The sequence below is a fragment of the Parasaccharibacter sp. TMW 2.1884 genome (genome assembly GCF_023337695.1).
Lineage (GTDB): Bacteria > Pseudomonadota > Alphaproteobacteria > Acetobacterales > Acetobacteraceae > Bombella > Bombella apis.
In genome coordinates this window covers 87,597-107,376 of the sequence record NZ_QORR01000003.1, presented here as the reverse complement: position 1 = coordinate 107,376, position 19,780 = coordinate 87,597, and the positions used below count along the sequence as shown (strand labels likewise).

The 19,780-nt window shown below is 59.9% G+C and carries 17 protein-coding genes and 2 tRNA genes; 9 read left to right on the top strand and 10 right to left on the bottom strand.

Translation table 11 applies throughout. The features are described from left to right. Positions 1-50 precede the first annotated feature (50 nt). From DTI93_RS05990 to DTI93_RS05980, 3 genes are all read left to right on the top strand, one after another. Entirely contained in the window at positions 51-491 is a 441-nt protein-coding gene (locus DTI93_RS05990) for a biopolymer transporter ExbD (RefSeq protein ID WP_043558836.1), read from the top strand. Between the two features lie 3 nt (positions 492-494). Beyond that, entirely contained in the window at positions 495-1,778 is a 1,284-nt protein-coding gene (locus DTI93_RS05985) for a tetratricopeptide repeat protein (RefSeq protein WP_249079983.1), read from the top strand. 211 nt (positions 1,779-1,989) lie between these two features. Next, positions 1,990-4,452 (top strand): mechanosensitive ion channel family protein, encoded by a 2,463-nt coding sequence (locus DTI93_RS05980; protein WP_181005237.1) that lies wholly within the window; start codon positions 1,990-1,992, stop codon positions 4,450-4,452. 106 nt (positions 4,453-4,558) lie between these two features. On the opposite strand, the gene DTI93_RS05975 is transcribed toward DTI93_RS05980, so the two are convergent. After that, positions 4,559-4,723 (bottom strand): YqaE/Pmp3 family membrane protein, encoded by a 165-nt coding sequence (locus DTI93_RS05975; protein WP_086441572.1) that lies wholly within the window; start codon positions 4,721-4,723, stop codon positions 4,559-4,561. 212 nt (positions 4,724-4,935) lie between these two features. On the opposite strand from DTI93_RS05975, the gene DTI93_RS05970 reads away from it, so the two are divergent. The 6 genes from DTI93_RS05970 to DTI93_RS05945 all read left to right on the top strand — a co-directional run bounded on the left by DTI93_RS05970 (position 4,936) and on the right by DTI93_RS05945 (position 9,958). Next, on the top strand, positions 4,936-5,223 hold the full coding sequence (locus DTI93_RS05970) for a YciI family protein (protein WP_154980905.1): 288 nt from the start codon (positions 4,936-4,938) through the stop codon (positions 5,221-5,223). A gap of 176 nt (positions 5,224-5,399) precedes the next feature. Further along, positions 5,400-6,272: a 3-hydroxyacyl-CoA dehydrogenase family protein gene (locus tag DTI93_RS05965; RefSeq protein ID WP_043561766.1), complete on the top strand. Its 873-nt coding sequence runs from the start codon at positions 5,400-5,402 to the stop codon at positions 6,270-6,272. Beyond that, the gene (locus DTI93_RS05960) at positions 6,269-7,156 is read left to right on the top strand and encodes a hypothetical protein (protein ID WP_249079981.1); all 888 of its coding nucleotides are present in this window, start codon (positions 6,269-6,271) and stop codon (positions 7,154-7,156) included. Before DTI93_RS05965 ends, DTI93_RS05960 begins: the two co-directional genes overlap by 4 nt. A gap of 306 nt (positions 7,157-7,462) precedes the next feature. Further along, a complete protein-coding gene (locus DTI93_RS05955; protein ID WP_249079978.1) occupies positions 7,463-8,293 on the top strand; it encodes a MetQ/NlpA family ABC transporter substrate-binding protein in 831 nt (276 codons plus the stop codon). Next, positions 8,290-9,327 carry a methionine ABC transporter ATP-binding protein gene (locus DTI93_RS05950; RefSeq protein WP_249079976.1) on the top strand — a complete coding sequence of 346 codons (1,038 nt, stop codon included), beginning with the start codon at positions 8,290-8,292 and terminating at the stop codon, positions 9,325-9,327. The genes DTI93_RS05955 and DTI93_RS05950 overlap by 4 nt, the downstream gene beginning before the upstream one ends. After that, positions 9,308-9,958, top strand: a complete 651-nt coding sequence (locus DTI93_RS05945) for a methionine ABC transporter permease (protein WP_043561771.1) — start codon at positions 9,308-9,310, stop codon at positions 9,956-9,958. The genes DTI93_RS05950 and DTI93_RS05945 overlap by 20 nt, the downstream gene beginning before the upstream one ends. Positions 9,959-10,046: 88 nt before the next feature. Here DTI93_RS05945 and DTI93_RS05940 read toward each other — a convergent pair whose 3' ends face one another. From DTI93_RS05940 to gyrA, 9 genes are all read right to left on the bottom strand, one after another. Then, a complete protein-coding gene (locus DTI93_RS05940) occupies positions 10,047-11,330 on the bottom strand; it encodes a cystathionine gamma-synthase family protein (protein WP_043561774.1) in 1,284 nt (427 codons plus the stop codon). A gap of 270 nt (positions 11,331-11,600) precedes the next feature. Beyond that, positions 11,601-12,185, bottom strand: coding sequence for a cytochrome b (locus DTI93_RS05935; protein WP_227431408.1), 585 nt, complete (start codon positions 12,183-12,185; stop codon positions 11,601-11,603). A gap of 110 nt (positions 12,186-12,295) precedes the next feature. After that, complete coding sequence (locus tag DTI93_RS05930) at positions 12,296-12,739, bottom strand: pseudoazurin (RefSeq protein WP_249079974.1); 444 nt, start codon at positions 12,737-12,739, stop codon at positions 12,296-12,298. 87 nt (positions 12,740-12,826) lie between these two features. Further along, positions 12,827-15,067 (bottom strand): catalase/peroxidase HPI, encoded by a 2,241-nt coding sequence (gene katG, locus DTI93_RS05925; protein ID WP_043561779.1) that lies wholly within the window; start codon positions 15,065-15,067, stop codon positions 12,827-12,829. Positions 15,068-15,554: 487 nt separating this feature from the next. After that, positions 15,555-15,641: transfer RNA gene (locus tag DTI93_RS05920), tRNA-Leu, on the bottom strand. 17 nt (positions 15,642-15,658) lie between these two features. Then, positions 15,659-15,734, bottom strand: a tRNA-Lys gene (locus tag DTI93_RS05915). A gap of 141 nt (positions 15,735-15,875) precedes the next feature. After that, complete coding sequence (locus DTI93_RS05910) at positions 15,876-16,355, bottom strand: peptidylprolyl isomerase (protein ID WP_043561902.1); 480 nt, start codon at positions 16,353-16,355, stop codon at positions 15,876-15,878. A gap of 116 nt (positions 16,356-16,471) precedes the next feature. Further along, a complete protein-coding gene (coaD, locus tag DTI93_RS05905; protein ID WP_373364577.1) occupies positions 16,472-16,978 on the bottom strand; it encodes a pantetheine-phosphate adenylyltransferase in 507 nt (168 codons plus the stop codon). After that, positions 16,971-19,748, bottom strand: coding sequence for a DNA gyrase subunit A (gene gyrA, locus DTI93_RS05900; RefSeq protein WP_081562510.1), 2,778 nt, complete (start codon positions 19,746-19,748; stop codon positions 16,971-16,973). Before gyrA ends, coaD begins: the two co-directional genes overlap by 8 nt. Between the last annotated feature and the right edge of the window lie 32 nt (positions 19,749-19,780).

Sequence of the window (19,780 nt, the reverse complement as noted above, 5' to 3'; positions counted from 1 at the left end):
CGGTTCACCGGGGCATGACGCCCGAGGCAGACAGTTTTTGGAGATTCCTCATGGCCATGAACGTTGGTACGGGCAGCACTCATGAAGATGAAGCCATTGTCGACATCAACACGACACCGTTGATCGACGTGATGCTGGTGCTGCTCATCATGCTCATCATCACCATCCCGCTTCAGACCCATTCCGTAGCGATCGACCTCCCCCAGGGCGATCCACCACCCTCTGCAATACAACCACAGGTTGCAACAATTGGCATCAGCTATGACAATACGCTGAGCTGGAATGACACGCCCATCACCTCGGAGGAGGACCTTCAGGCCCATCTGAACGGGGCCGTCCATCCCGTGACAGGTGAACAGCCGGAGATCCATATCCGTCCCGACCGTCTTGCCACCTACAAGACCGTGGCCCATGTGATGGCGGACGCCCAGCGCCTTGGCGTGACGAAGCTGGGCATTGTTGGTCTGGACCAGTTTGTGGAAGGACAGTAACCCATGAGCCTGCCAAACCCGAAACACCCGCACGGCTGGCTGCTGGCTGGCATGTTTGGCCTGTCTGCCCTCTCCTGCCTGTCCCCCATCTCCGGGCAGGCTCCCACCCGCCTGCTCATCGGGGCAGCGCAGGCAGAGGATGAGCTGGGCCGGGAGGTCGGCACGCAGCTCCAGAATGCACAGTCGGCTCTGTCCAGCCATCAGCCAGCCAAAGCCCTGGAGTTCGTCAATGCTGCTGATGCCGTGGCAGGAAAGAGCGACTATGAAAGCTACGTCATCGCTCAGATGCGGGCAGCGGCGGCCAGCCAGGCGGGCAATGTCCCTGTCGCACTGAAGGCCTATGAAACCCTCATCAGGAACAGCCGCACCACTCCGGCCGCACGGCAGCAGATGCTCATGGCGCAGGCCAGTCTGGCCTATGGAGCCCGTGACTATGCCAGTGCCGCCAACGCAGCCAGCCGTTATCTGAAGGAAGTCGGCCCGAACCAGCAGATGCAGACCCTTCTCCTCCAGTGCCACTATCTCCAGCAGGACTGGAAAGGCACGGTGGAGGCAGGCCGGGCCATGCTGGCCGCCGACCGGAAGGCTGGACAGATTCCGGCGGAAAACCAGCTCCAGATGCTCGCCGCCGCTTACGACCAGCTGCATGACACGGCGGGCAAGACAGGCATCTATGTCAAACTGGTGAAATATCATGCCCGACCCCAGTACTGGCAGATGCTGATCCATGACCTGACAACCGACCATTCCCTCACGCCACGCATGGTCTTCAATCTCCAGCGTCTGCGCCTGGCCACTGGCCTGCTGACCAGCCCGGCCGAGTTTCAGGACATGGCAGAACGGGCCGTGCAGATGGAGCTGCCCCAGCTGGCCCTGAACCTTCTGGATGAAGGCTATGCCCGCCACCTGCTGGGAACTGGCACCGGGGCAGAAGCCCAGGCGCATTTCCGGGCTTTCGTGGCTCAACGTGCCGCAAAAGCCCGCACCAGCCTCCCCGCCATGGTAGAAAAAGCCAAAACCTCCACCGAGGCGGGCCCCTCCCTGACAGCCGGATACAACCTTGTCCTCAACGGACAGGTGGATCAGGGTCTGGCCCTCATGCAGCAGGGGCTGGGGAAACAGCCCCACCAGCCGGACCTCGCCCGCCTCTCCCTGGGCATGGCCATGATGGACGCCGGACGCCGGACAGAAGCCCTCCAGCTCTTCAGCAGCATGGATGGCGAGGGGACTGCCAACAATCTGGCCCAGCTATGGGCCGTTCAGCTCTCCGCACGTCCATCCCACTGAAAAACGGGCCATAAGGCCTTGCATACTCCGCCATTCCATCTCCGATACCGGGACGGGATGGCGGTACCCCTCCTGCCTGAAACAGGGGATTTCAGAAAATTAATCCTCCTTTCACCAGAGCGTGCCTTAAAATCCTGACACTGTTCTGCGAAAACGGCCCGGACAGAAGGCATGCTGCCGCCTCACACCAAAAAAGGAGATGCGTATCTACATGACTGACAGAATACCGCACCCCAACACGGGGGCCGCTCCGTACCGGCATTTTACCGGTCTGTTCGTACGCAGCCTGTTGCCAGCCCTGCTGGTGGCCTGTCTGGCCCTGTTCGGGTCCCTGCCCGCCCGGGCACTGGCCGCAGACGCCCCGGCACCAGCCACCACGACAGGTCTCTCCGCTGACCAGGCCCGCCAGCTCATTTCTGTCCTGAGCGATGATGCCCAGCGTCAGAAATTCCTGACGACCCTCCAGAACCTGACCCAGGCCGAGCCACAGGCGAAACATGCCTCCGTCATTGATCTGGCCCGGGAAAACATTGCCCTTTTCGGTGACCGTGCCCTCCAGCAGCTGCACATCCTGCATCAGAGCATCATCGATTTCGGCGCCATTGCCCCGTGGGTTCAGGCCCTTGTGCATGACCCGGCCCTACAGGCCCGTGTCGGCCACATCGCCCTGCGTGTGGTCATCATGCTGGTGTGCAGCTACCTGCTTTTCTTCGGCGTGCGCATCATCCTGCGCCCTCTCTACCGGCGCATCAGCAGCATGGCGAAAAAGCACGACCACATGGTTTTCCAGCAGGAAGCTGAAAAACTGCACAAGACCCGTGCCGAAGCAACGGAAGCCGCCACGGATACAGCCCGCACGGCAGCCACCCATAATGAGCAGACCAAAGAGGAGGCCGCCGCCACCCAGGCCAGCCTTGAGGACAGTCTCCGCCATCAGGGGGCACTGACACAGCTCATGCTCTGCCTGCGCCGCGCTCCCTATACGCTGGCCTGCGCCCTGCTGGAGCTGATCACCATCTGCACCTTTCCCCTGATCGCCCTGCTGATGGGCGTGCTGGACCCTGCCCCTTCCACCGAAGCGGCCCATGCAATCTGGAGCATCTCCTGGCTGATCGGCATCGGGCTGGGCGTGTGGACCCTGGTCCTGCGCATCTTCCTCGCCCCACAGACCCCATGGCTGCGGCTGAGCATCCTGCGGGACAGTTCCTCAACCTTCATCTTCCGCTATTTCCGCCAGATTGGTGTCATTCTGGCCTGGGGCTTCTCACTGCTGGCCATGCTGCACGCCATGGCCATGCCTATGGCTGTTTCCAGCGGTCTCCAGAAGCTCCTGCTGCTGGCCGTCCACCTCTTCCTCGCCGTCATGATCATCCGCTCCCGCAAGCGGGTGCAGCATGCCTGCCAGCATATCGGTGCAGCCAACCGCCGCCTCCAGTCCATCATGGCGCTGGTCTCCGGCAGCTGGTGGATTGTGGCCCTGTTCTTCGACTTCGCCCTGTGGCTTGTCTGGGCAGCCGACATTGATGGCGGATACCAGCTCATCCTCCAGATATTCGTCCGTACCCTGGTGGCGCTGGTAGCTGTCCGCATTGTCAGCATTCTGGCCTATGGCGGACTGGAGCGCTTCATGCGGGCACTGGACAGCTGGAATCTCAATGAAGAAACGCTGTTCCGCATCCGCCGTTACTACCCGGCTGCCACGACGGTCATCCGTCTCGTCATGGCCGTCCTGACCATTCTGGCCCTTGCTCTGGCGTGGGGCGCTCCGGTTTACATCCTGCTCGGCCATGACACGCTTGGTCCCCGCATCTTCCAGGCAGCCTTGACCATTCTGGTGGCTCTGGTCATCGGGATTCTGGCTTGGGAGGTCGCCAATGTGACCATCGAGCATCATATCCGCCGTCTGGGCGAACAGGACAGCCGGGATGTGCAGATCCGCATTGCCCGCCTGCAGACACTGACACCGATGTTCCGCATCCTGTTCCTGCTGGTTCTGGCTGTCATCATCGGGCTGACGGTCCTCTCCCAGCTTGGAATTGATACAGGCCCGCTCATCGCCAGTGCTTCCATCTTTGGTGTGGCGCTGGGTTTCGGCTCCCAGAAGCTGGTGCAGGACTTCATCAGCGGAATTTTCCTCCTGCTGGAAAATGCCCTGACTGTCGGCGACTCCGTAACGCTGAACGGCACCTATGGCGTGATCGAACGGCTCTCCCTGCGCTCCGTTCATGTCCGGGCCAATGACGGGTCGATGAACATTTTCTCGTTCAGCTCGCTCAGCCAGGTGACCAACTACAACCGTGACTTCTCCCGTGCGATGATTCTCGCCACGGTGGACATCGACAGCGATACGGACCAGGTCGCTGCCATCCTTGTGGAAATTGGCAAGGAAATGCGGAATGAAGAGGCCTACAGAGACCTCATCCTGGCAGATTTCGACCTTTGGGGCGTGTCTGCCATCGGCACATCCTCCGTCTCCGTAAAGGGTGTCTATCCCACCACGAATGCCGGACGCTGGACGGTGGAATGGGAATTCAACCGCCGCATGAAAAAACGGTTCGAACAGGCGGGTATCCAGTACCCCCGTGATGTGGTGGACATCCAGGGCCCGGCGCTGGAACATTTCATCAACAGCAGGGGCGTGCCCGATACAACCACCGGGCAGAACAAGGCCTGACCGGCCTCTGCCCTTCCCCCCCTTCTGCCATGACAGGCAAGGGGGGCTGATACAGAAAAGCCCCTGCCTTTACGGACAGGGGCTTTTTTCCGGCCAGACTGAAAGCTCAACGAGCCTCATCATAGGAGCGCAGAGCCAGAAGCGCCCAGATGGTTGCCGGAATCCAGCCCAGAAGGGTGACCTGCAACACCAGGCAGATGATCCCTGCAATCGGACGGCCAATGGTAAAGAACGTCAGCCAGGGGACGAAAAAGGCGATCAGAATACGAATCATGGCTATTCCTCCATGCAATACAGGTATGACTGCAAAAACAGTGGGTTCCCAGTACGGAAAACCATCTCCTTCATCCTTAAAAAAAATGCCATTATTATGAAAGTGTTATTCTGTCCGCTGGAATGACACTGCCAGAAAACCGGAACTTCCACCCGCCCCGGGGGCTCCTCTCCCCCAAAACGGCACCATGAATCAGAAGAGTGTCTGCCATGATCATCGCCTCAGTGTCCTATCTCACCTCCCCGAATGAGGTTCAGGCCCAACGCCCTGCACACCGTGCCTTCCTTGCAACGCTTTTCGAGCGGCGCATCCTGCTGGCATCCGGCCCCAAACTATCGGGGGATGGGGGCATTCTCATTGTCCGGGATGGGATCACCAGAGAGGAAATTGAAACCCTTCTGGCGGAAGACCCTTTCATCACCTCTGGCGTGGGGCAATACGACTTCACCGAGTTCAAAACGGCGCAACTTGCCCCCGAACTGACAGAGACCCGCTGACCATGAGCCCGGCAGGCCACGCCACAAGGAGCATGGCCTGCCAGATGACGTCTCCGTTATCCAAAGATGATCGCAGCAGGCGACACGTAATGATAAAGTAAATGTTAGCCATTCATTCAATAAGATGAGCCGTGAGGTCTGGCCCCCGCCAGCCCCTTTCAGCAAAGGAACATGCCATGGCAGATTTTCTGACGGAAAAGGTGCCTGAACGCCCTGCCGCCATCCTTGGCGCTGGCACGATGGGCTCCCGTATCGCCCTGATGCTGGCAACACGCGGCGGCACCGTCCGCCTTTTTGACAGGCAGGAAGAAACCACCCGGAAGGCCATCGCCTATGTCGGGCAGCACCTGCCTGACGTTGTCGCCTCTGTCGAAGGTGGAAAAGCCGGCCATGTGGACATCGCCACCACACTGGAAGACGCCGTGAAAGACGCCTGGCTTGTCATCGAGGCCCTGCCTGAAAAGCAGGACCTCAAGACAGACATCTTTGGCCAGCTGGACCAGCTGGCACCTGCCGATGCCATCCTCGCCACCAACTCCTCCTCATTCCCTTCCAGCCAGATCGTCGGCAAGGTGACGAAGAAGAACCGGGTCCTCAACACCCACTTCATGATGCCACCTGAAAAACGGGCCGTGGAACTCATGTCCTGTGGAGAGACTGACACGGCCCTCATGGAGGATCTGGCCCGCTATTTCAGCGAGGTGGGACTGTCCCCCTACATTGCCCGGAAAGAGAGCATCGGATTCATCGAGAACCGCATCTGGGCCGCCATCAAGCGTGAAGCCCTCTGTGTCGCCGCAGAAGGTGTGGCCGACCCCGAAACCATAGACCGCCTCTACTGCGAGACACAGGGCACGACTGCCGGGCCATTCCGCCTCATGGACCAGGTCGGACTCGATATCGTCCTCCAGATCGAGGAACATTATGCCGCAGCCTTCCCCCACCTGCCCGAAGCGCCCCGCACGCTGCTCCGCAGGATGATTGCCGAACACAGGCTGGGCGTGAAAAGCGGGCGTGGTTTCTATGATTACAGCAAGGCCACCTCATGACCCGAAACATCATTCTTCATTCACTCGAGATCGAACCTGCCCGGATCACTGCCCTCTCCGTACAGGATGGCTGCCCACTGTCCCATATCGACATCGGCTGGGGCTGCCCGGACGGGGTGTGGATCGACCCCACGGAAGGCCGGATATACTGGACGAACATGGGCGCCAACCCCAGTGATGCCGATGGCACCATCGAATCCGCCCGACTGGATGGCAGCGACCACAAGGTGCTTGTGGCCAACGGACTGGTCGTCACCCCCAAACAGCTGACATCCACCCCGGGAGGCGAGCATCTCTACTGGTGCGACCGTGAAGGAATGCGCATCATGCGGTGCCGCCGTGATGGCTCCGACGTGGAGGTGCTTCTTCAGACCGGCACCTACCCGGAGCACATGAAGGATGCCACACGCCACTGTGTAGGCATCACCCTTGATACCAGCAACGGCCATCTCTACTGGTCGCAGAAAGGCCCTCCCAAAGGGGGGCGTGGCCGCATTTTCCGCATGTCTCTGGACCTCCCTGCCGGTACGGACCCCGCAGACCGTCACGACATCGAGCTTCTGGCCGACCATCTGCCAGAGCCGATCGACCTGCATGTCTCGCCTGCTCTGGGCAAGCTCTGGTGGACGGACCGTGGCGCTGCGCCCGATGGCAACAGCCTCAATGTCGCCCGGGTGGATGAACACGGGCTGCATGACCAGCAGGTCATCCTGCGGGACCTGGATGAGGCCATCGGTCTGGCGGTCGATGCCGAAGGTACCCTGGCCTTTGTCAGTGACCTTGGCGGATCCATCCGGGAAGTCATTCTCGAAACCGGACAGGCCAGACTCATCACTAAACAGGCACCAACAACAGGTCTCTGTTTGGTGATACAGGAAGACTGACCTCCTCTACAGGGGGCAGGAACACCTGCCCCCGAACAGACACGGTGAAAGGCCTTTCATAAAGTCCCGCACATATTCATCAGGCTTTATATTCCTTTATCATTAACTGTTCATATGGTCATCTCTTTACCTTGACAGAATAGAGCGACCCGCTAAAAACACTCTCTACGCACGGCCTTCCCCGGCCAGAAAAATCATTCCGCACAAGCGGGATGTAATGGTGCAGCCTTGGCAAGACTTTTCCACCTCTGTGGAACTGTCCATGATACCGTACTGATCCACCCCTTAATGTTGAAAGGTACCACCATGTCCCGGTTTCCCCACCTTCCCCGGCGCCGTTTTCTTGGCCTTTCAGCAGGGCTGGCTGGTGCTGCCGCCCTTGGCCTGGCCCATCCGGGAATCGCCCGTGCCGATGGCCGTACGCTGAAAATCGGCATCATGTCTGGCGAGGACGAGGATATCTGGCGGCTCGTCAGCCAGAATGCTGCCCAGCGTGGCCTGACGCTGAAGATCATCCCATTCTCCGACTACAACACGCCCAATGAGGCCCTGTCCGAGCATGACGTGGACGCCAATGCCTTCCAGCACCGGCCCTTCCTCGATGCCCAGATCAAGGCCCACGGCTACAGGATCGTCCCTGTCGGCGACACATACTTCCAGCCGATTGGCCTGTATTCCCACAAATGGCACTCCGTGGCCGAAATTCCGCAGAATGCCCGTATTGGCATCCCCAACGACCCCAGCAACGAGGGTCGTGCCCTCCATGTGCTGGAAACACTGGGGCTGATCCGTCTGCCTGCTGATTCCGGCCTTTTCCCCACGGCGCTGGATGTCACCGACAACCCCCGCAACATCTCCATCGAAGAGCTGGATGCCGGTGTGGTTGGCCGCTCCCTGCCTGATCTGGATGCTGCCGTTGTCAACATGGACTGGGCCCGCAAGGCAGGCATCACCGAGCAGGAACGCATTGGCGTGGAGGGGCTGAAGAACAACCCGTACGTCAATTTCATCTCCGTCAATGAGGGTGATGCCAACGCTGAATGGGTCAAGCCGCTGGTGGAAAGCTATCACCAGCCGAATGTCCACAAGCTCATTCTGGACATCTATCACGGCACAGTCACACCTGCGTGGCCATGAAGCCCATTCTCGACATCCAGCACGTCACCCACAGTTTTGGGCAGCATACGGCTCTTCAGGACATCTCCTTCTCGATAAAGCAGGGGGAGGTCGTGGGGTTGATCGGCCGTTCTGGAGCAGGGAAGTCCACCCTGCTCCGCTGCCTCTGTGCGCTGGAACGCCCCCAGCAGGGCCACATCCTGCTGGATGGTGTGGACCTCACCACACAACCAGAGCGGCAGCTTGTCCGCATCCGCCGCAAGATCGGTCTGGTCTTCCAGCATTTCAATCTGCTGACTTCCCGCACCGTGGCAGGCAACATTGCCCTGCCCCTCCAGATCGCCGGGTGCCCCCGCAAAGAACAGGCCAACCGCATTGCGGAACTGCTGGAGCTTGTCGGGCTGAAGGGCTTTGAAAAGAAATACCCCTCCCAGCTTTCCGGCGGGCAGAAACAGCGTGTCGGCATTGCCCGTGCTCTGGCAGCCAACCCGACGCTGCTCCTCTGCGATGAAGCCACCTCTGCTCTGGACCCGGAATCCACCAGCTCCATCCTCAACCTGCTGGCCGACATCAACAGGAAGCTGGGGCTGACCATCGTTCTCATCACCCATGAGATGGATGTGGTCCGCCGCTTTGCCCAGCGGATCCTGGTCCTCGATCATGGCCGCCTCGTCGAAGATGGAACCCTGCTGGACTTCCTCCGGGATGGACAGAACAACCGGACCCTCCAGACCCTTCTGGCAGATATCCGTCCCTCCCTCCCTGCCTTTCTGGCACAGACGATGGCTGCCACACCGTCAGCAGGACCACACAAGGCCATCGTACGGCTCGTCCTCAGCGGGACTGATGCCAGCGAGCCGCTCTTCAGTGCACTGCATGAACGGTTCGGCGTGCAGACGGCCCTGCTACAGGGCGGCGTGACCACCGTCGGGGACCATCTGAGTGGTGACATGATCCTCAGCCTTGAAGGAGACAGGACGGAACAGGCTCTGAATCACCTGAAGACGGCAGCGCAGAACATGGAGGTCCTGGGATATGTCCCCTCTCATTCTTAAGCTGATCCTCCATTCCACATGGCAGACGCTGGAAATGGTCGTGGCCTCCACGGCCCTTTCCGTCCTGTTCGGACTGCCGCTGGCCCTGTTCATGATCGCCACCGGCCCGCAGGGGCTGTACCGGCTGCCTTTTGCCGCCCGACTGATGGGCATGGTGGTGGATGCCGTCCGTGCCGTGCCATTCATCATCCTGCTGGTGCTGCTCATCCCTGTCACGCGCTTCATCGCCGGGACGTCTCTGGGGACGGAAGCGGCCATCGTGCCGCTATCCATCGCCGGGATTCCCTATTTTGCCCGCATTGCCGAGATGGCCCTGCGGGAGGTTGATTCCGGCCTTGTGGATGCCGTCCGGGCCATGGGTGGCACACGCATGACCATCATCCGCTCCGTCCTGATTGCCGAGGCCTTGCCGGGACTTGTCACCGGCGTGACGGTCACGCTCATCACCATGGTCGGGGCCTCTGCCATGGCGGGCGTCATCGGGGCGGGGGGCCTGGGTGACCTTGCCATCCGTTACGGGTATCAGCGTTTCAACACCACCGTCATGTTCGGGGTGGTGGTGGTTCTCATCATCATGGTCAGCCTGATGCAGCTCATCGGCAACAGTCTGGCCCGCTGGCTGAAACACTGAAGCATCCGCCTTCTTTCTATCGCCACTAAAAAAAGCCCGCCCCTTCAGAGAGGCGGGCTTTTCCGTATCAGGGCTGACACCGTGACCTTCAGGCGGCGTCCAGCGCCTGCTTCACGTCCACCAGCAGATCATCCACATGCTCCACACCGATGGAGAGCCGCACGGTGGATGACGTGACGCCAATGCGCTCCCGTACCTCTTTCGGCACGCCGGAATGTGTCATCGTCGCCGGATGGCTGGCCAGAGACTCCGTGCCTCCTAGGCTGACAGCCAGCTTCATGATCTTCAGCGCATTAAGGAAGCGGAAAGCCGCAGCCTCACCCCCTTCAATATCAAAGGAGAAGGTCGAGCCGGCACCACTGCACTGGCGGGCATAGACTTTCCCCTCCGCCGAATCAGCCTCGTAGAACGGTGGGAAATGCACCTTGTTCACCTTGGCATGATCCCGCAGCAGCTCCGCCACACGCTGGGCATTGAGGGTGGCACGCTCCATGCGCAGCCCCAGCGTCTCCAGAGAGCGGCCCAGCATCCAGCAGCTATGCGGGTCCAGATGGGTTCCAATGGCCCCACGGAGCTGACGCACCGGGCGTGTCATGGCATCACTGCCCAGAACGGCCCCGGCCACGAGATCGGAATGGCCGCCGACATATTTTGTCAGGGAATACAGTGACAGATCGGCCCCATGCTTCAGCGGATGCTGATAAAGCGGCCCGAGCAGCGTGTTGTCACAGACGATGATGGGACGGCTGCCCTGTCTGGCCTCGATCTCCTCGGCAATGCGGCGCACCAGCTTCAGGTCCACCAGACCATTGGTCGGGTTGGCCGGTGTCTCGATCAGGATCAGGGAGACACGCCCTTCTGCGATGGCCTTTTCGGCAGCCTCACGCATGATGGCCTCATCCACTCCGCAGCTTCCCAGCCCCACGGACTTGATTCCCAAGGAAGCCATGGTCTTGGTCAGCAGGGTTTCCGTCCCACCATAGAGCGGCTGGGAATGAAGAATCACATCACCGGGGCGGGCATAGGCCAGCAGAGTGGTGGCAATGGCCGACATGCCAGAAGAAAACAGCACCCCACGCTCTGCTTCTTCGTAAACAGCCAGACGGTCTTCAACAATCTCACTGTTCGGATGGTTGAAGCGGGAATAGACCAGCCCCTGCCCCTTGCCTTCCGGCGGTTCTTTCCGGCCGGAAACATAATCAAAAAAATCCCGGCCATCTTCTGCCGTGGGAAAAACGAAGGTCGACGTCAGAAACACGGGCGGTTTCACGGCTCCTTCCGAAAGGGCCGGGTCATAACCGTAATTGAGCATCTGTGTCTCGGGATGCAGCTTATGGCTGCCAATATGGGTCTTCTTGTGATCTGACGCCATTGGGAATTTCCTTCAGCAGGTACCTAGCCTGTATATGATCCATCACCCAGCTTCAGGACTGCCGGACAGTGCCAATACGGCACCAGGGCAGCCAGTCTGGAAAGCAGAACAAGGATATGTTGTTTTCCTTATATCCTGCCTGATCCATCGACTGATACCACATCCCCCAGACTGGATAAAGCTGTGCCCCCCATTGGCAGCCAACATAAAAAAACACCCCCATCAAACCGATGAGGGTGCTTGCTGGCTGACCCGGCAAAAAGGAACCGCTTACCGTCCCCCCCCATGGCGGGGCAGGATGCGGTCCACCACCTGATCTTTCCGGATGAAACGGTGATAAAGAGCTGCCAGCACATGCAGGACTATGAATCCACCGAAAGTCCATGCAAGCCAGTTATGAACATCTGGCATGATTTCCGCCAGATAGCCGCTATCCATCACGCTCTGCGGCAGAGGGATCAGCGGCCACGATACCAGCCCGAACAGCACGATCGGCATGGCCATGGCAGAGACCATGAGCCAGCCCGTCACGGGCAGGATGATCTGATACAGGTAGAGGAGCCCTTCCATCCCACCTGCCACCACACGCTGCCCTGCCGACAGGTCCTGCGGCAAGGCCGGGGCCCTGTGTGTCAGGCGCCAGAGGACACGCACCACGATCAGCAGCATGGTCACGATGCCGACAGACTTGTGCAGCTGATGCAGGGGTGTCGGATCATTGAGGGGTACATGATCCATATACAGCCCCAAGCCGATCATAAAGAGGATCAATACCGCAATCACCCAATGCAGGATGATGGCCACCGAACCATAACGTTCCGGTCTGCCGGTTCCTGTTTCCACTTTCTCTGACACACTCTGTCTCCATAGACCATGGAATAAAAAAAACGGCCCCTCCGTTCCTGAAAACGGAAACAGGGCCGACCCAGCAGTAAACAGTCTCCAGCCCTCGGGCCAGACCCCTCTTACTTGCCCTTCTTGCTGTCCACATCCTGGAACAGCTCATTGAAGCGACGCTTGGCAGCGCCATAAAGCGGCGCCTTGCGGGCCTCTGCTTCATTGTTGGCATTATCGACAACAACCAGCCCTACCATGCCCAGCGCAAAATGGGGCAGGCACTTATAGCCATACAGACCCGGCTTGGTGAACTGTACCGTCTTTTCCTGGCTGAAAGGAACATTGATGGGCTGTGCGCCATCAGGTGTCATGCCGGGGATGGACTGGGCGTTATGACCCTTGTCCGTCGGAATGAAATGAACACTGTCACCAGAATGGATGTAAACGACAGCTGGCTCAAAAGAGAAACCGTGACTGCCATGGCTCAGCATCTGCACATCAACCGTAGCCGCCGTGGCAGAAAAGGCTGTTGCCATAAACAGGGCGAGTGCACCACCAGCAAATTTCAACATGCTATCCTCCACGTTTGGACAGACCGCCGGGGAGATGTCTCCCCGACGGAATGTATCGTCTGATCTTCCCGCAGGAAGAGACGGATCTTAGCGCTGCAGGTCGAAGCGGTCGAGGTTCATCACCTTCGTCCAGACCTTCACGAAGTCATTGTAGAACTTCGCCTTGCCATCGTTGGAGGCGTAAACCTCAGCAACGGCACGCAGCTCGGGGTTGGCACCGAAGACCAGGTCCACGTCCGTGGCTGTCCACTGCTTCTGCCCGGTTGCACGGTCAAAGCCCTCGTAAAGGTCTTCCTGACCCTCAACCTTCTGCCAGCGTGTGTCCATCGTCAGCACGTTGGTGAAGAAGTCCGTGCTCAGCACACCCGGGTTCTTCGTCAGCACACCGTTGGCGGAGTGACCCGTGTTGATGTCCAGAGTACGCAGACCACCCAGCAGGACTGTCATCTCAGGGATGGTCAGACCCAGCGTGTCAGCCTTGTCCACCAGAGCGTTCAGAGGCGGCGTGTTGTCCGCATCCGCACGGTAGTAGTTGCGGAAGGCATCAGCCGTCGGCTCCAGCAGGTTGAAGGAGTTGACGTCCGTCTGGTCCTGTGTGGCATCGCCACGGCCCGGAGCGAACGGCACCTGGATATTCACACCAGCCTTCTTGGCAGCATCCTCGATACCGACGCTACCGCCGAGAACGATGATGTCAGCCAGAGCAACCTTGCGGGCGCTGTGAGCGTTGAACTTGTCGCGGACCTGCTCCAGCTTCGGCAGGACGGTCTTCAGCTCTTCCGGATCGTTCACGGCCCAGCCGTTCTGCGGCATCAGGGCCAGACGGCCACCGTTGGCACCGCCACGGTGATCGGTCACGCGGTGGGAAGAAGCAGCAGCCCATGCTGTCTTGATCAGCTCACGGTCGGACAGACCGGTTGCAGCGATCAGCTTGCGCAGCTCACGGACGTCAGCCTGGTTGATCGGCTTGGCCGGCATGTTGACCGGGTCCTGCCACACGAAGGTTTCCTTCGGAACTTCGCTGCCGAAGTAGCGGCTCTTCGGACCCATGTCACGAACGACCAGCTTGAACCATGCACGGGCGAAGGCATCGGCGAACTCGTTCGGATGCTCGGCCCAGCGGGCAAGGATCTTGTGGTAGGCCGGATCGGTCTTCAGGGCGATGTCCGTGGTGAACATCATGATCGGACGCATCTTGGACGGATCGTTCGGGTTTGCCGGATCCGGAGCAATCTTGTCATCCGTCTTGGTGTGCCACTGGTGAGCACCGGTCGGGCTTGTGCCCAGCACCCAGTCATTGTTCAGCAGGTTGTCAATGTACTGCGTGGTGAAGTGGATCGGATCGGCAGACCAGGAGCCTTCCAGACCGCTGGTGGACGCATCGTCAGCCGTCTGCTTGCCCTTGATGCAGTGGTCGGCCCAGCCCAGACCCTGATGTTCCACACCGTTGGCAACCGGCGGGCCGCTCAGGCAGGAGTTCGGATGGGCACCATGAGCCTTGCCGAAGGTATGACCACCGGCGATCAGGGCCACGGTTTCTTCGTCATTCATGGCCATGCGGCCGAATGCCAGACGGATCATGGCAGCGGACTTGACCGGATCAGGATCGCCGTTCGGCCCTTCCGGGTTCACGTAGATCAGGCCCATGTGCGTGGCAGCCAGCGGGTGCTTCAGAGTACCGTTCTGACCGACCTGGAAGGAGCTCTTGTTCGGGAAGAACGTCGTGCCCGGACCCCAGTAGATCAGCTCGGACTGCCAGTCATCCGGACGACCACCGACGAAGCCGAGGGTCTTGAAGCCCATCTGGTTCAGGGCGACGTCACCGGTCAGGACGATAAGGTCACCCCAGGAGAGCTTCTCACCATACTTCTTCTTGACGGGCCACAGGAGGCGCTTGGCCTTGTCGAGGCTGGCATTGTCCGGCCAGTCGTTCAGCTGGGCGAAACGCTGCTGGGCACCCTCTTCACCACCACGGCCATCGATGGCACGGTACGTACCGGCATTGTGCCAGGCCATACGGATGAAGAACGGACCATAGTTGCCGTAGTCAGCCGGCCACCAGGGCTGAGAGGTCAGCATGACCTTCTCGATGTCCTTGCGGACTTCCTGAAGGTTCAGCTGCTCAAACTTCTTGTGATAGTTCGTATAATAATCCGCACCGTACGGATCAGACTCTGAATCGTGAGCACGCAGCTTGGCCAGGTTCATGCCCTTCGGCCAGTAGTACTGGTTCGGGCTCGGAACATCGGCAGCCATGGCTGCAGAGGCGAAAGATGTCAGGGTCGTGCTGGCGATCAGCAGAGCAGCCCCGAAATTCTTCAGTTTCATCCTGATCAGTTCCCCATTCATGGATAAGATCTCGACAGATTGTATAGCAACAACGAGCCGGAGCACGATTGGAGCCGTCCCACACGCCACTACTACACATCGCAGGAGTTATATTATCGATGGGGGGTAAAACAAGTAAATCGTTATTTTTAATAACTCTTATAAGTTAACTCTTTTCAGAGAAACCCTTCCTCATAAAGGAAACCTAGCATATATACAAGGAAAACTATTATCGCAAGCCTCTCACGATACCTTTATTATCTTTTTTTTGCCAGTTTCCTGCCATTTTCGGGCCATCTCTTACAATGTGGAACCTGGCCTGACAGCTTGTGTTTCCGCCCCACACGCTACCAGCACACAGGCAGGGGCATGAAATAAAGGGGCCGCTCTTTTATCAGCTGTTAAATATTCACAACAGCCCACACCAGTAATTCTGCTTCATATCAAGCACTCTGTTACCGGATATTATATTTTCTGGAAAAAAGACTGGTGCCCAGAAGAAGACTCGAACTTCCACGTCCTTGCGGACACAGGCACCTGAAGCCTGCGCGTCTACCAATTCCGCCATCTGGGCACACTCTCTTGCGAGCATGGTGAACCGGCTGGGACTCGAACCCAGGACCATTCGATTAAAAGTCGAATGCTCTACCAACTGAGCTACCGGTTCACTTGAGGAGGCTATCTACCTGCTCCCCCGGGGAGCGTCAACCCCGGAGGCCGCAGAAAACACCACCCTCACGATTTTCTTCATCCGCCGGACGGCACGCCACCATGCGGACGGAGAATCATCAGGTTTCAGACAGTTATGTCAGTTCTCGATGTAAGCCTTGATGATATGATCCGGATTCTGGACCATGCCAGAAGCCCCGGAGCCACGCTTGATCTTGTCCACATGCTCCATGCCCTCGATCACCTGACCGGCAATGGTGTACTGGCCATCCAGGGACGGTACACGGTCGAACATGATGAAGAACTGGCTGTTGGCGGAGTTCGGGTCCATCGTGCGGGCCATGCCCAGCGTGCCACGGTCGAAGGTGGCCGTCTGGCTGAACTCGGCCGGCAGGTCAGGATAGGAGCTGCCGCCCGTCCCCGTGCCTGTCGGGTCACCACCCTGTGCCATGAAGCCCTCGATCACACGATGGAACTTCACGCCGTTATAGAAACCCTCATTGGCCAGCGTCTCCAGACGCTCGACAGCCTTGGGGGCCAGATCGGGACGCAGGGCGATGACCACCTTGCCATCCTTCAGCTCCAGAACCAGCTTCTTGCCTGTTGTCGTACCTGTCATTATCGTGCTCTCCCTGAGCTGATCGTTACCATCCTGACCACCGGCCCATGCCTGTGTCAGGGTTCCACCGGTCAAGGCAGAAACTGCTGCAAGACCGGCCATGAAATGTCGCCGTCTCATGTCTGTTCTCCTGTCAGTTTTGCCCGCACGAGGCGGGCGGTCATGGGGCTGACAAATGGGGAAATATCCCCCCCAAGACGGGCAATTTCCTTCACGATCCGGCTCGCCGTCGTACGATGGCTCTCGGATGCCAGAAGAAAAACCGTTTCAATCTCCGGGGCCAGACGCCGCAGCGCACCGGAAAGCTGGGTCTCGAAATCGAAATCCCCGGCAGAACGCAGACCACGGATCACCGTGCCCGCCCCGGCCTGCCTCACGGCATCCACCAGAAGCGTGTCAAACCCGGTGACAGAAATGCGGTCCTTATGCGGCAGGGCGGCCACTTCCTGCTCCAGCAGCTCCCGTCGCTCCTCGAAACCCAGAAGGGGCCCCTTGGCATCATTGATCGCCACACCGACCACGACATGGTCGAACAGGGCCGCCGCCCGGTCGATCACGTCCAGATGACCGAACGTGACCGGGTCGAACGTGCCAGGATAGAAGCCGATGCGCCGGTCAGTCATCCGTCCCACCGGCATCAGCCGCCGGGGCAGCTCCGGTGTCTCCACCGTCCGCCCCATCAGCCTCGGTCTCACCCTCGGCGGTATCGTCCGCATCATCTTCCATCACGGGGAAAACGCTGATGATGCGCTCGTCACCATCCACACGGAAGAGCGTCACACCCCCTGCCTGACGGGACATCACACGCACCTGCTCGACCGGCAGACGGATGAGACGGCCCGTATCCGTCACCATCATCACGTCCGTGCCATCCAGCGTCACGAGCGTACCCACGACCTCACGCCCACGGCGGGCGTTGGAGAAGGTCATGTTGTTGATGCCCTGCCCGCCACGGCCGGAGACACGATAGTCATAGGCAGAGGACCGCCGCCCGAAGCCCGTGTCCGTCACGGTGAGCAGGATCTGCTCCTGCGCCTCAAGCTCGGCATAACGGTCTTCGCTCAGCGGGCTGTCAGCCAGAATCTCCTCAAGCCCTTCCTCATCGGAAGCCAGCTCGCTGCCATCCTCGATCTCTTCCTCCAGCCCCTCATCCCCGGGCTGGGCCGCCAGAACACGGCGATGGGCATTGGCAGCCCGGAGGTAAGCAGCCCGCTCCTCCACGCTGGCCTCGACATGGTTCAGCACGGCTAGGGAAACGACCCGGTCACCGTCAGCAAGGCGGATGCCCCGCACACCGGTGCTGCCACGGCCAGCGAAAACACGCAGCACGTCATCCGTGATCTGGAAGCGGATGGCCCGGGCATTACGGGTGGCGAGGAACACGTCCTGCCCCTCCCGGCATGTTGCCACGCCGATCAGCTGGTCATTCTCATCCAGCTTCATGGCGATCAGACCGGAAGAACGGATGTTGCGGAAGTCGCTCAGGCGGTTGCGCCGCACGTTCCCGCTCGCCGTGGCAAAGACGAGATGCAGGTCATCCCACAGCTCCTCATCCTGCGGCAGCGGCAGAACGGCCGTGATGGTATCCTCGCCCAGCTCCGGCAGCAGGTTGACCAGTGCCCGCCCCTTGGCCGTCGGGGCCGCCTCCGGCAGGTGCCAGACCTTCATGCGGTAGGCCTTCCCGCCCGAGGAGAAGAACAGCACCCACTGGTGGGTATGGGCATTGAAGCTGCGGATGACGATGTCATCACCTCGCCGCCCCGCTGCCGTGCGGCCACGGCCACCACGGTTCTGCGAACGGAACAGCTCCAGCGGCGTCCGCTTGATGAAACCGTCCCGTGTGATGGTCACCACCATCTGTCCCGGCTCGATCAGGCTCTCATCGGACTGGTCACCCAGCGCATCGGAGATTTCCGTGCAGCGTGGGTCAGCCAGAGCAGCACGGGCGGCCTGAAGCTCGTCCCGCATGACCTCCATGCGGCGCACATGGCTGCCAATGATCTCCAGAAGCTCCGTGATGCGGGCACTGACCTCTGCCAGCTCCGCCTGAATCTTCTCACGCTCCAGACCGGTCAGACGCTGGAGGCGCAGCTCCAGAATCCCACGGGCCTGCGCTTCTGTCAGATGGACACGGCCATCGACGATCACATTGCCTTCATCATGGATCAGCTCCAGCAGCGGCTCCACGTCGGCGGCAGGCCATGTGCGTGTCATGAGCTGCTCACGGGCCGTGGCGGCATCCGGGGCGGAACGGATGAGGGCGATCACCTCGTCAATGTTGGCCACGGCCAGCACCAGACCGACCAGCAGATGCCCCCGATCCCTCGCCTTGTTCAGGTCGAAACGGGCACGGCGGAGAATCACATCCTCACGGAAGCGGATGAAGGCCTCCAGCACGTCCCGCAGCCCCATGGTGCGGGGGCGGCCTTCATCCAGTGCCAGCATGTTGACGCTGAAACTCGTCTGAAGCTGGGTGAAACGGTAAAGCTGGTTCAGCACCACTTCCGGCGTGGCGTCACGCTTCAGCTCGATCACCACCCGCATGCCGGAACGATCACTTTCATCCCGGATGTCGGAAATGCCCTCAATGTCCTTGGAGCGGACGAGATCGGCAATCTTCTCCTGCAGTGTGGCCTTGTTGACCTGATACGGAATCTCCGTCACCACGATGGCGAAGCGGTCCTTGCGGATCTCCTCGATCTCGGCACGGGCACGGACAGGGATGGAGCCACGGCCCGTCTCATAGGCCTGCCGGATGCCCCGACGGCCCATGATGATCCCGCCGGTCGGGAAATCCGGCCCCGGGACGATCTGCATCAGCTCTTCCAGCGTCATGTCCGGGTTGGCGATCAGGGCCAGAACGGCATCGATCACCTCGCCCGGATTGTGGGGCGGGATGTTGGTGGCCATGCCCACCGCAATGCCGGACGCCCCATTGACCAGAAGATTCGGGAAGGCAGCCGGAAGAACCTGCGGCTCCTGCTCGCTCTCGTCATAGTTGGGCTGGAAGGCGACCGTATCCCGGTCAATGTCATCCAGCAGGAAGGAGGCAGATTTGGCCAGCCGGGCCTCGGTGTAGCGCATGGCCGCCGGACTGTCGCCATCGACAGACCCGAAATTGCCCTGCCCATCCACCAGCCGCACACGCATGGACCAGGACTGCGCCATGCGCACCATGGCGTCGTAAATGGAACTGTCACCATGCGGGTGATATTTACCCATCACGTCACCGACCGCACGGGCCGACTTGCGGTAGGGCTTGTCCGCCGTGAAACCACTCTCCCGCATGGCGTACAGGATACGCCGGTGCACGGGCTTGAGGCCGTCACGCACATCTGGCAGCGCACGGGAAACAATCACCGACATCGCATAGGCCAGATAGGAGGAACGCATTTCCTCTTCAATCGTCACCGGGAGGCGGTCGG